We start from the raw sequence: 12,591 nt of genomic DNA, 5'->3' as shown, positions 1-12,591 counted from the left end.
CCACCGATCACCGGCCGAGCACGAGGCCGGGTGCTCGCCGCAGGGGCGACCGCGGTCGCCGTCGTCGGCGCGCTCGTGACGCCGAGCGTCGCGACCGCGGCGCCGGAGGACGTCGTCTCGGTCGCCGTCACCGGCGCCGACGTCGCCGCGGCCGCGGAGAATCGCAACGGACTCACGTTCAAGGGGTTCGGCGTGCTGTCGGCGAACTCGACCAGCTCGCTGCTGATGGACTACAAGGCCGAGCAGCCGGAGAAGTACTGGGAGCTCCTCGAGGTGCTCTACGGCGGCGAGCGCCCGATCATGAACACCGTCAAGATCGAGATGGGCAACGACCGCAACACCTCGACCGGTCCGAACGCGTCGACCATGCGCGGCCGCGATGAGTATCCGAACGTGCAGCGCGAACCCGGATTCCAGCTCGCCGCCGACGCAGAGCGCGTCGCGGACGGCGACATCCATCTGAGTCTCCTGCGCTGGACCACCCCCGCCTGGGTGACGGACAAGGCTGACGAGTACATCTGGTTCAAGAACACGGCCCTCGCGGCGTACCGCGAGTACGGCATCATGGTCGACTCGATCAACCCCGACCACAACGAGACCCACGACCCCGATGAGGGCGTCTTCGTCGAGTTCTCGGCGCAGGTGGCCGCGGACGAGGCCGGGTACGAAGGCGTGACCGCCGACGACCCGAACAACGGATACGTGTCGGACGAGGAGCGCGCGCTCTTCCAGGCGATCCAGACCGTCGCAGGTGACACCGTCGGCACGCCCCCGACCGACTTCGGCGACCGACTGACGGATCCGGACGATGCGACGCTGCGCGACGCGGTCGACATCGCCGCCTTCCACTACAGCAGCGCAGACGACGGCAACGGCAACATGACGCGTGCCGCCGAGGAGCTGGACATGGAGGTGTGGAACTCCGAGGGACAGGCGACGTTCTCGAACTCGGCGGACCGGCCCAACAACACCAACGACGACGGCGCCGGCGGGACAGGCACCGACATGGGCGGTGTGAACGGTCCGCTCGAGATGGCGAACTGGATCACGACCGGATTCGATGCGTCGCGCCGCACCATGACGATCTACCAGCCGGCCATCGGCTCGTTCTACGACGGGTTCCAGTACTCCTCGAAGGAGCTCGTAAGCGCCCGCGATCCTTGGTCGGGATGGCTGTACTACGACGCGGGGCTCGCCGTCCTCCAGCACTTCACGCAGTTCGCGCAGCTCGGGTGGGAGAACCCCACCGGCGACGCCGACGCGAACGGCATCTGGCGAGCGATCCCGCAGGCCTCCGACAGCACGCTCGGGCGCGGCAACCCGCCCAGCGGCGCCCTGGCCGGGGGGAACTCGTACACGACCCTCGCCGCCCCTGATGCGTCCGACTTCTCGACGGTGATCGTCAACGACAGCTCGTATACCCGCACGTACGAGATCACCGCGAGCGACCTCGGTCTGGGCGACGACGCGACGATGGAGGTGTGGCAGTCGCGCGCCGCCGACGATGGTGAGGCCTACGACGCAGACTACGTCTCGCCCGTCGCCGAGCTGCAGCCCGACGCAGCGGGCACCTACACGGTGACCGTCGAGCCGTGGTCCGCGGTCACCGCGACGACGCTCGATCAGGCCACGGTGGGCGACGACGGCGCGCTCGTGCCGAGGGAGGGCGCGGGCAACCGGCTTCCGACGGCGCCCGAGCACACCGCAGAGGACGGCGGTCGCGACGTGCTCGACACGGACGCGACGGGCACAGACAACGGCGTCGTCGACGACGGCGTGATCTATGCCGATGACTTCGACTACGACGAGAAGGGCGCGATCGTCACGTACGACCCGGACAGCGGAGAGCTCGTCGACTCGGATGAGGGATATCTCGAGTCCCGCGGCGCGAAGCCGAAGCCGGAGGGCACGCCGGGCGCCGGGGTCGAGGACGCCGGTGCGACGCCGCGGTACACGCACGACACCAACGGCGCGTTCGAGTCCGTCGCGACGGACGACACCGAGCACGGTCGCGTGCTGCGCCAGCAGATCGGCCCCGACATGGTCGGCGGTGCCTGGAACGGAGGCGACCCGAAGACGACGATCGGCGACTTCCGATGGGCGAACTACACCGCGTCGGCCGACGTGCTGTTCGAGCCGGGCGATGATCAGTACGCCTCGATCGGAGCGCGCGAGCAGGGCGGCACCTCGAACGGGCAGAACGTATCGGCCGCGGAGCTCCGGCTCGATCCGGACGGGGCGTGGTCACTGCAGCGCTACGGTGAGACGGTGGCCGAAGGCCGCACGGCGGATGCTCCCGACGCCGGCTTCGCGACCGGACCCGATGTGTGGAACACGATCGCCGTCCGAGTGGCGGGCGACACCTACACCGCACTCGTCAACGGCGTCGAGGTCGGTGAGTACGTCGACCCGTCGCCCCAGGCCACCGGCCGCATCCAGCTCGGCTCGAGCTTCTCGTTCGTGCAGTTCGACAATCTGCGGGTCACGCCGATCGACGGCTATACGCCGTACTACACCGATGTCGTCGACGGCATGCACCAGGTCAGCTGGGCGGACTCGTCCGAACCCGTGCTCCAGTTCGACGACGGTTGGCAGCACGTCAACGGCCAGAGCATGTACGAGTGGCAGCGGACCCGTTCGCTCACCACGGGGCAGGGCGCGAGCATGACGTACGCCTTCACCGGCACGGGGCTCGACCTCATCGGCAGCAACTCGGGCGAGACCACGTTCGACGTCACGGTCGACGGAGAGCGCATCCTGACCGGTGCGCCGACGCAGCAGGCGGGGTCGGAGAAGACCGCGCTGCGGCTGCGCGGACTGCCAGACGGCGAGCACACGGTGCGGTTCGAGACGGCCGACGATGCCGAATTCAACATCGATGCCGTGGGCGTCGTGAAGCGGATGGCCGACGCCGAGCAGGCGGATGCGTCGAGGCTGACCGACGCGATCGCCGAGGCGGAGGAGCTCACCGGCGACGGGAAGGATCCGGACAAGTGGGCCCTCGTGGAGACGACGCTGGCCCACGCCCGCGCGGCCGCGGCGGATCCGCTGGCCCATGGCCTCGACACGGAGGGGGCGAACGGCCTCGCCGAGCGTCTCGACCGCGCGGCCGAGCAGCTCGACGCCGTCGAGGTCGAGGAGATCGGCCTCGCCGGTGCGGTCTCCGCGGACGCGGAGCTTCCCGAGACCGTGGTCGTCGACGGCACCGAGCGTGCCGTGACGTGGGATGAGGAGTCGGTCGACGCCTCCCGCACTGCCTATGAGACGCTCGCCGTGCGCGGGATGATCGACGAGACGACCGCTGTCGAGGCCGAGTACGAGGTCGTGCCGGAGGGCATCCGGTACTACGTCGACTCGGGCGCCGGCGAGGAGTCCCCGCAGTATCTGGCCGTGGAGGGTTCCTTCCCCGATCTGCGCAACGACGTCGCCGACCGCGCGTCCGCGGGCGCCGGCGAGTGGGGCCACCGTCCGGACGGCATGCACGTGAAGGGCAGCGCCGACCTCGGTGACAAGTACTCGACGGGGCTCTGGCAGGACACCTCCGACCTGAGCTATCGGCTGCCGCTGGAAGCGGGCACATACACGCTCACCGCGGGATTCGCCGAGTGGTGGGGTGTCACGCGCCCGATGATCCAGTCGGTGTCGGTCGACGGGGAGCAGCTCGCGACGAGCGACATCGATCTGTCGGGGGCGAACGACCGCGTGTCGGCGGATCTGACGTTCACGCTGGACGAGGCGGCGACCGTCGACTACCTGGTCACGAGCGAGGGAGCGGGGACCTCCGATCCGGTGATCTCGTGGCTCGCGGTGGCGGGCGAGGAGGCGGAGCACCTGGACCTCGAGCCGAGCGTCGAGACGCGCAGGCACGGCCCGTTCGTGCACCTCGTCGCCACGGTGCACAACCCGGACGACACCGCGGCCGATGTCACGGTGTCGACCGAGTTCGGCACGCGGGAGATGACGGTGGGGCCGGGCGAGACCGAGTCGGCGCGGGTGAACACGCGCTCGGGCGAGCTGGCCGCGGGCTCGATCACGGTGACGGGAATCGGCGCCGACGGCACGGAGTACGCGGGCGACGTCTCGTACGACGCCGTGCCGTAGCGCACCGCGGCGCTGTCGCGCGACCATGCGTCCGCCGTGCGTCTCTGACATCGCAGAGGCGCACGGCGGACGCGTGCGCGCACGGCCGGCTCGCCGCGGGAGAACCGCGGGCGAACCGACGGTGAACAGCGGGAGCCAGCCGCTGAACAGTCGGATGCACGCCGTGAACATCTCGCGAAGGCGCCCGTTTCCGGCTTTCTGGGCGGGGCGCGCACGTCATTCTGGCCCCATGCGAGTCGCGATCGTCGCCGAGAGCTATCTCCCGCACATGAACGGGGTCACGAACTCCGTGCTCCAGGTCGTGCGCCACCTGAAGGCGCTCGGTCACGACACCCTCGTCATCGCGCCGAAGGCGTCGGGCCAGCCGGACGGGGTGGCGGGCGTCGAGATGCCGAGCGAGACGGCGCTCCTCACCTCGGTGCCGCTGCCGAGCTATCCCGAGGTGCGCGTCGCCCTCGCCCCCGTCGCTCAGCTGCGGCGGATCCTCGCGGGTTACCGGCCGGACGTCGTCCACCTCGCCTCGCCCGCCGTCCTCGGGTGGCAGGGGCTCGTCGCAGCCGACGGCCTCGGGATCCCGACGGTCGCGATCTATCAGACCGACATCGTCGCCTACACCGCCAAGTACGGCGTCCCCGGTGTCGCGGCCCTCGCGGAGGCGCACGTCGCCCGCCTGCACCGGAGGGCGACGCTCTCGCTCGTGCCGTCGACCGCGGCGGAGCAGCAGCTCGCCGCCCTCGACGTCGACCGGCTGTGGCGATGGGGGCGGGGTGTGGACGCGGAGCGGTTCTCACCCGCGCGCCGCGACGACGACTGGCGTGCGCAGATCGCGCCCGGCGAGCGGATCGTCGGATACGTGGGGCGCCTGGCCCCGGAGAAGCAGGTGGAGGATCTGCGCGTGCTCGCGGATCTGCCGGGCACGCGCCTCGTCATCGTCGGGGACGGCCCGGAGCGGGCGCGCCTCGAGCGCGAGCTCCCGGACGCCGTCTTCACGGGCTTCCTCGGCGACGACCTCGGTCGCGCCGTCGCGAGCTTCGACGTCTTCGTGCATCCCGGCGAGTCCGAGACCTTCTGTCAGACGGTGCAGGAGGCGCTCTCGAGCGGCGTCCCGGTCGTCGCCACGGGATCCGGGGGGCCCGTCGACCTCGTGCGCAGCTCGATCGACGGGTGGCTCTACACGCCGGGCGATCTCGAGGATCTCCGCGCGCGCGTCGAGGACCTGCTGGGCGACGAGGCGAAGCGCCGCTCGTTCGGCGAGGCGGCGCGCGAGGGCGTGCGCGCGCGCACGTGGGGCGCGCTCACAGAGCAGCTGGTCGGCCACTACGTCGAGGCGACGCGCCTGCGCGGCTTCGACGACAGCCTCGTCGTGCGATCCGCGACGCGCCCCCTCGCACCTGTCGCCCCGGTTGAGCGCCGCAGCTGGCGTCAGTTCGTCGCGCTGGGCGATTCGCTGACGGAGGGCCTCTGCGACACCTCGCGCATGGAGAGCGGGCAGTACCGCGGCTGGGCCGATCGTCTGGCGACGATGCTCGCCGAGAGCGCCGGAGAGGACTTCCGCTACGCCAACCTCGCCGTGCGCAGCCGGCGCGTGCGCGACCTCATCGAGGATCAGATCCCCGCCGCCCTCGACCTGAAGCCCGACCTCGCGGCCGTGTTCATGGGTTCCAACGACCTCATCGGACACATGGCGGATCCCGAGCGGACCGCGCGCGAGCTCGAGCAGGGCGTCGTCCGGCTCCGGGAGTCCGGCGCCGATGTCCTTCTCGTGACGCCCTTCCTGCCGCGGCGGCGGTCGGTGCGCGTGATGCAGGGACGCTTCGCGCGCTTCGCTCACGAACTGCGCCGCGTCGCCCGTGAGACGGAGTCGATGCTCGTCGACGTCGAGGCGCTGCCCGAGTTGACGGCGCTCGAGATGTTCGCCGAGGACCGGGTCCATCTCGCGTCGCGCGGACACCGACTGCTGTCGTATCGAGCGGCGGAGGTGCTCGGGATCCCGGATGCGGTCGCCCTCGCCGACCTCGACGATGCGCTCCACACCGACGTCGATGGCGACGGGCGCCCGTGGCTCACGGGTCACGCGCTCCCGTGGATCTGGCGGCGTCTCCACGGCCGCCGGGCCGGCGACGGCATGGTCGCGAAGCACGGCGACTATGTCATCGTGCCCGGCCGTCGGCGGGATGATGAGCGTCAGGGGTCCGACGGAGCCCCCGCCCTCTGATCGGCGCCGCGCTGATAGGCTGACGGGGGATCCGTCTGACGGATTCACAATTCAACACCCGCGGAGCAGGCTCGCAGGAGCTGGTCCCTAGAAGTGGTCTCCCGGCGCGTCCGGTGGATTTCTCCTGGTGGCCAGCACGTCACTCCTCGCTCCTGCTCCTTTCAGCGCCCGCACGACGCGGGCACGACAGAAGGAGAGACCTCTTGGAAGGTCCTGAGATCACCGCCGCGGAGACCGTTCTCGACAACGGCCGCTTCGGCACCCGCACGATCCGCTTCGAGACCGGTCGCCTCGCGCAGCAGGCGCAGGGTGCCGTCGCGGCATACCTCGACGAGGAGACGATGCTCCTGTCGGCGACCAGCGCCGGCAAGCACCCCCGCGAGGGATTCGACTTCTTCCCGCTGACGGTCGACGTCGAGGAGCGTTCCTACGCCGCCGGCAAGATCCCCGGCTCGTTCTTCCGTCGCGAGGGTCGCCCCTCGACCGACGCGATCCTGGTCTGCCGCCTCATCGACCGGCCTCTGCGCCCCTCGTTCGTCGGCGGTCTCCGCAACGAGGTGCAGATCGTCGTCACGGTGCTCTCGATCGCACCCGGCGAGTTCTACGACGCGCTCGCGATCAACGCCGCCAGCGCCTCGACGCAGATCTCCGGTCTGCCGTTCTCGGGTCCCATCGCCGGTGTGCGTCTCGCGCTCATCCCGGGGCTCGGGCAGAACGAGGACCAGTGGGTCGCGTTCCCGAACAACGAGCAGCTCTCCGAGGCCGTCTTCGACCTGATGGTCGCGGGCCGCGTGCTCGACAACGGAGAGGTCGCGATCATGATGGTCGAGGCCGAGGCCACGGAGCACAGCTGGGAGCTCATCCGCGGCGGCGCGACGAAGCCGAACGAGGAGATCGTCGCGGGCGGCCTCGAGGCGTCCAAGCCGTTCATCAAGCAGCTCGTCGAGGCGCAGGCCGAGATGGCCGCGAAGTCGACGCGCGAGCCGCTCGAGTTCCCGACCTTCCCGGCGTACAGCGACGAGACGTTCGACTTCGTGAAGGGCGAGACGCTCGCCGAGCTCGAGAAGATCTACCAGATCAGCGACAAGCAGGAGCGCCAGACCGCCGACGACGAGCTCAAGGCTCGCGCCAAGGCCGCGCTGCTCGCGAAGGTCGAGGCCGACGAGCTCCCCGCGGCGGCGCCGCTCGAGTTCTCTGCCGCGTACAAGGGCGTCACCAAGCAGGTGGTGCGCGGACGCATCCTGACGGAGGGCGCCCGCATCGACGGTCGCGGTCTCGCCGACATCCGTCCGCTCGACGCCGAGGTGCAGGTCATTCCGCGCGTGCACGGCTCCGCGATCTTCCAGCGCGGCGAGACGCAGATCATGGGCGTCACGACGCTCAACATGCTCAAGCTCGAGCAGCAGATCGACTCGCTGTCGCCGACGACGAGCAAGCGCTACATGCACCACTACAACTTCCCGCCCTACTCGACGGGTGAGACGGGTCGTGTGGGCAGCCCCAAGCGCCGCGAGATCGGCCACGGCTTCCTGGCCGAGCGCGCGCTCGTCCCGGTCCTGCCGTCGCGCGAGGAGTTCCCCTACGCGATCCGCCAGGTGTCCGAGGCGCTCAGCTCGAACGGATCCACCTCGATGGGATCGGTCTGCGCCTCGACGCTGTCGCTCCTGAACGCGGGCGTTCCGCTCCGCGCTCCCGTCGCCGGCATCGCCATGGGCCTCGTGACGGAGGAGGTCGACGGCGAAACCCGCTATGCGGCCCTCACCGACATCCTCGGCGCCGAGGACGCGCTCGGCGACATGGACTTCAAGGTCGCCGGAACCAGCGAGTTCGTCACGGCACTGCAGCTCGACACGAAGCTCGACGGCATCCCGTCGTCGGTCCTCGCCGGCGCGCTCACGCAGGCCAAGGACGCGCGTCTGACGATCCTCGACGTCCTGAACCAGGCGATCGACGCTCCCGACGAGATGGCGCCGACGGCGCCGCGCGTCATCAGCGTCCAGATCCCCGTCGACAAGATCGGCGAGCTGATCGGCCCGAAGGGCAAGACGATCAACGGCATCCAGGACGAGACCGGTGCGACGATCTCGATCGAGGACGACGGCACGGTGTACATCGGCGCGACCGACGGCCCGGCGGCCGATGCCGCCCGTGCCCAGGTCAACGCGATCGCCAACCCGACCAACCCCGAGGTCGGCGAGCAGTACCTCGGTACGGCCGTGAACATCGCCAAGTTCGGCGTGTTCGTCTCGCTCCTCCCCGGCAAGGACGGCCTGCTCCACGTCACCGAGCTGCGCAAGCTCAACGGCGGAAAGCGCGTCGAGAACATCGAGGACGTCGTCTCGGTGGGCCAGAAGGTCCTCGTCAAGATCTCGAAGGTCGACGACCGCGGCAAGCTCTCGCTCGAGCTCGTCCAGGAGGACGTGGCAGCGGAAGCCTCGGAGGAGGCTCCCGCAGAGGCCTGATCCTCCGCACCAGACGGAACGGCCCGATCGCTCATCTCGAGCGGTCGGGCCGTTCCGCGTCTTCCGTCGGTGTCAGCGCGAGCGGGGGAGCACGTGGGCGAGGACGTCGCTCACCGTGACGACGCCGTCGAGGCGGCCGTCCTCGACGAGGACGGCCAGCTGCTCTCCGCTCTCGCGCATGATCTGCAGAGCTTCGCCCGCGGTGGTGGTGCCGTCGAGGGCGAGCGCTGGCCGCGAATGCGGAGCGGCGGCATCGGATGGGTCGTCGAGCAGGGTGTCGCGCACGTGCACGACGCGGGTGTCTCGCCGATCGTCGCGCACGACGAGGATCCGCATGTGTCCCGATCGTGCCGCGGCCTCCTGCACCTCGCCGACCGTGGTGCCGGCAGGCACCGACGTCGGGAGGTGGTCGGGCGCGACGAGGTCGCGCACCGACGACTTCTGCAGACCCAGGATCTCGTCGAGCTGGGCGCGGAAGCCGGCGTCGAGCGTGCCGGCGGCGGCCGACTGCTCGACCAGCTGTCGGATCGTCTCGGCATCCTGTCCGCCGACGGCGGCGCGATCGACGGGCTCCACGCCGCTCGCGGCGACCAGGCGGTTCGCCATGCGGTTGATCCACACGAGAAGCGGGCGCAGCGCCCATTCCAGTGCGCGTGCGGGGAGCGCGACCAGCTTCGCGCTGCGTTCGGGATGCGCGATCGCCCACGACTTCGGCGCCATCTCGCCCACGACGAGGTGCAGGAAGGTGACGATGAGAAGCGCGAGCGCGAACGCGACGACGTCCGCGAGCCACGAGGGGAGTCCCGTCGCCTCGAGCGGGACGACGAGCCACGCATCGACCGCCGGCTTGGTGACGGCGCCGAGCGTGAAGGTGCAGGCGGTGATGCCGAGCTGGGCGACGGCGAGCATCATCGTGAGCTCGTTCATGCCGCGGAGGGCGGCGCGCGCAGCGGCGCTGTTCGGAGCGTCCTGTTCGAGGCGCGTGCGGCGCGCGCCGAGCAGCGCGAACTCGATGACCACGAAGAACGCGCTCGCGCCGATGAGCAGGACGGTGACGATGACCACGACCACGGGCATCATGCCGTCTCCCTATCGTCGTCCGCCGGGTGCTCGACGAGTCGGATCCGCAGCTCGCTCGGCACGTGGTTCTCCACCTCGAGGATCTCGACGTCGATCGAGCGGCGCACCGACTCGTCCGCGACGAGGTCGACGGCGTCGCGCGGCAGGTCGATCACGACGCGCTCGCCGGGCGCGGGGAGGGCTCCGCGGGTCGCGATGACGAGGCCGGCGAGGGTCTCGTAGTCGCCGTCCGGCAGCGAATGGCCGACAGCGCGGCGCACCTCGTCGATGTGGACGTCGCCGTCCATGTGCCAGACGTCGTCGCCGATCGACACGGCCTCCTCCTGTCTCTCCGCATCGTGCTCGTCCGTCAGCTCGCCGACCATCTCCTCGGCGATGTCCTCGATCGTGAGGATGCCGGCGAACCCGCCGTATTCGTCGATGACGCAGGCGAGCTGGCGCCGTTCGGCGCTCATCCGCGTGAGCGCGTCCGGAAGCGGCATCAGCTCCGGGATGATGAGCGGCGTGCGCATGATGGTTGTCACCGGGTCCTCACCGCGAGCGGGGTCGAGGCGGAGCACGGCCGCCATGTCGACGACGCCCGTGGGCATGTCGTCCACATCCAGGACGGGGTACCGCGTGTGTCCCTCCGCCATCCGCCGGCGGACCTCTCGCACCGACGCGTGTTCTCGTACGGTGTCGACCCGCGATCGCGGGACCATCGCGTGGGCGACGTCCTGATCGGGGAACTCGATCACGCGGTCGATGAGCAGAGAGAGCTCCGCGGGGAGGTGCCCGCTCTCTCGAGAGTCGGCGACGGCGCGCCGCAGCTCCTCCGGCGAGGCCGTCGGGGCGATGTCGTGCACGGGCTCGATGCGGAGCAGCCGCAGAAGACCGTTCGCGGCCCGGTCGAACACGGCGATGAGCCAGCCGAACACAGTCAGGTAGATCAGGGTCGACCGCGACAGGGCCTTTGCCAGAGGCTCGGGGCTCGCGAGCGCGAGGTTCTTCGGGTAGAGCTCGCCGAAGATCATCTGCACGATCGTCGCGAGGACGAGGGCGCCCACGGTGCCGATGGTGATGCTCACCGCGGCGGGCAGGCCGGCGCCGCCGAGCAGCTTCCCCAGGGATTCTCCGATCAGCGGTTCGGCGACGTAGCCGATGAGCAGTCCCGTGACGGTGATGCCGAGCTGGGCACCCGACAGCATGAACGACGTGCGTCGCGTGACACGCAGCGCGCGCTCGGCGCGCACGTCACCCGACTCGGCGAGGGCGCGAAGTCGCGACCGGTCGACCGACATGTAGGCGAATTCCTGGGCGACGAAGTAGCCGTTGGCCGCGATGATCGCCAGGACGGCGAGGATCCCTGCGAGAAGAAGGAGCGCCGCGATGATCACGCGGGCCTCACCTCGCCGAGGCGGCGGCCGCGGGCCGCGGCGACCGCGAAGGGGTGGTGGTGCGGCTCTTCTGAGACCGGCCTCGGGCTCGCGGGCGAGTCCATCGTCGGCTGTCACACTCCGTTTCGGGGTGGGGGATGCGGGATATCAGCGTAGCCGACCGTGCCGCGCGGACGCCGTGTGGCGTTCCGCAAGGATCGCGGGCGTCGCGCGTCGCTCACACCATCCGGCGGCCCGCTGTTCGTCATCGGATCGTGCGCGTGTCTTCGCCGTTCGTTCCCCCGCGTGGGTTCTACTGAGCACAGGGGGACACATGGATACCGACGTACCGGTTTCGCGAACAGACGAGGCCTCGCAGAAGATCACTCGCGGGCAGGCGACGGGAGTCGTCTCGCCTCATCCGTCCGCTCCGCTGCCGGAAGTGGGCCCGCCGATCGGCGCGGGGGTGCGGTCACCGCTCGGGAGGACGGGAATCGAGGTGTTTCCGCTCGCCCTCGGCACGGCCGAGTTCGAGACCCTCGCCGAGTCCCGCGTCGCCACGGCCGTCCTCGACCGGTACGCGCAGGTCGGCGGAAACGCCATCCACGTGTCGGACGACGCCGGGGCGGCATCTGCGCAGGTCGTCGGCGACTGGATGCGCTCGCGCGGCGTGCGCGACGACATGGTTGTGACCGCTCGCGTCGGCGCGTCGGCCGAGCCGGGGCTCGACGCCGATCGCCTCTCGCGGGCCGTCGATGAGATGCTCACGCGGCTCGCCACCGATCGGATCGACGTCCTCGTGCTCGATGCGTCGGCGGATCCATCGGCCCGCGCGCACTTCGAGGACGCGCTCGCCGTGGCGGAGCGCCTCGTCAGCAGCGGCGTCGTGCGTGTGCTCGGCGCGCACGGTCTCGACGCGGCCCAGCTCCTGGAGGCGCGCGTCTTCGCGTCCGCGGGGTATCCGCGGATCGACGTCCTCGACGTTCCGTACAGCCTCGGCGACCGCGCGGGATACGAGGAGGACCTCCGCGACGTCGTGCTGCCGCAGCGGATCGCCGTCATGCCGTCGCGCACGGTTCCACGCGGCTTCCTGCGCCGGGACCATGTGCCGTCCGGTCGGCGCGGCATGATCCGCCTCCTGCGGCGTCGGGGGCGGCTTCTGCGCGTGCTCGAGCACGTCGCGAACGAAGCGGGGCTGACGCCGTCGGCGACGGCATTCGCCTGGTCGCTCGCGCAGCCGGGCGTCGTGGCACCGGTCGTGGACGCGTTCGCGACGCACCAGATCGACGACCTGGCCCAGGGGGCGGGAACGCTTCTCACTCGTGCGCAGCTGTCGCGGCTCGACCGCGTCGCGTCGCGGTAGGGTGGGGGAGCAACG

General features: G+C 70.5%; 6 protein-coding genes. 4 read left to right on the top strand and 2 right to left on the bottom strand.

Going from position 1 to position 12,591, the window contains the following annotated elements; translation table 11 throughout:
* Window positions 1-30 precede the first annotated feature (30 nt).
* From KOL93_RS12305 to KOL93_RS12295, 3 genes are all read left to right on the top strand, one after another.
* Window positions 31-4,101, top strand: coding sequence for a family 16 glycoside hydrolase (locus KOL93_RS12305; RefSeq protein WP_221585688.1), 4,071 nt, complete (start codon window positions 31-33; stop codon window positions 4,099-4,101).
* Window positions 4,102-4,330: 229 nt separating this feature from the next.
* Window positions 4,331-6,316 carry a glycosyltransferase gene (locus tag KOL93_RS12300; protein WP_221585686.1) on the top strand — a complete coding sequence of 662 codons (1,986 nt, stop codon included), beginning with the start codon at window positions 4,331-4,333 and terminating at the stop codon, window positions 6,314-6,316.
* Window positions 6,317-6,519: 203 nt separating this feature from the next.
* Window positions 6,520-8,778, top strand: coding sequence for a polyribonucleotide nucleotidyltransferase (locus KOL93_RS12295; RefSeq protein ID WP_221585684.1), 2,259 nt, complete (start codon window positions 6,520-6,522; stop codon window positions 8,776-8,778).
* 72 nt (window positions 8,779-8,850) lie between these two features.
* Here the strand turns inward: KOL93_RS12295 and KOL93_RS12290 are convergent, their stop codons facing one another.
* Both KOL93_RS12290 and KOL93_RS12285 read right to left on the bottom strand, forming a co-directional pair.
* On the bottom strand, window positions 8,851-9,858 hold the full coding sequence (locus tag KOL93_RS12290; protein WP_221585683.1) for a CNNM domain-containing protein: 1,008 nt from the start codon (window positions 9,856-9,858) through the stop codon (window positions 8,851-8,853).
* Window positions 9,855-11,234, bottom strand: coding sequence for a hemolysin family protein (locus KOL93_RS12285; protein ID WP_221585682.1), 1,380 nt, complete (start codon window positions 11,232-11,234; stop codon window positions 9,855-9,857). The genes KOL93_RS12290 and KOL93_RS12285 overlap by 4 nt, the downstream gene beginning before the upstream one ends.
* A gap of 313 nt (window positions 11,235-11,547) precedes the next feature.
* On the opposite strand from KOL93_RS12285, the gene KOL93_RS12280 reads away from it, so the two are divergent.
* Window positions 11,548-12,576: an aldo/keto reductase gene (locus tag KOL93_RS12280; protein WP_221585680.1), complete on the top strand. Its 1,029-nt coding sequence runs from the start codon at window positions 11,548-11,550 to the stop codon at window positions 12,574-12,576.
* Window positions 12,577-12,591: the final 15 nt, after the last annotated feature.

Source organism: Microbacterium salitolerans (genome assembly GCF_019720895.1).
In the GTDB taxonomy this organism is placed as follows: Bacteria; Actinomycetota; Actinomycetes; order Actinomycetales; family Microbacteriaceae; genus Microbacterium.
Note: the sequence above shows the minus strand (reverse complement) of the source record. Positions and strands in the feature narration are given on the sequence as shown.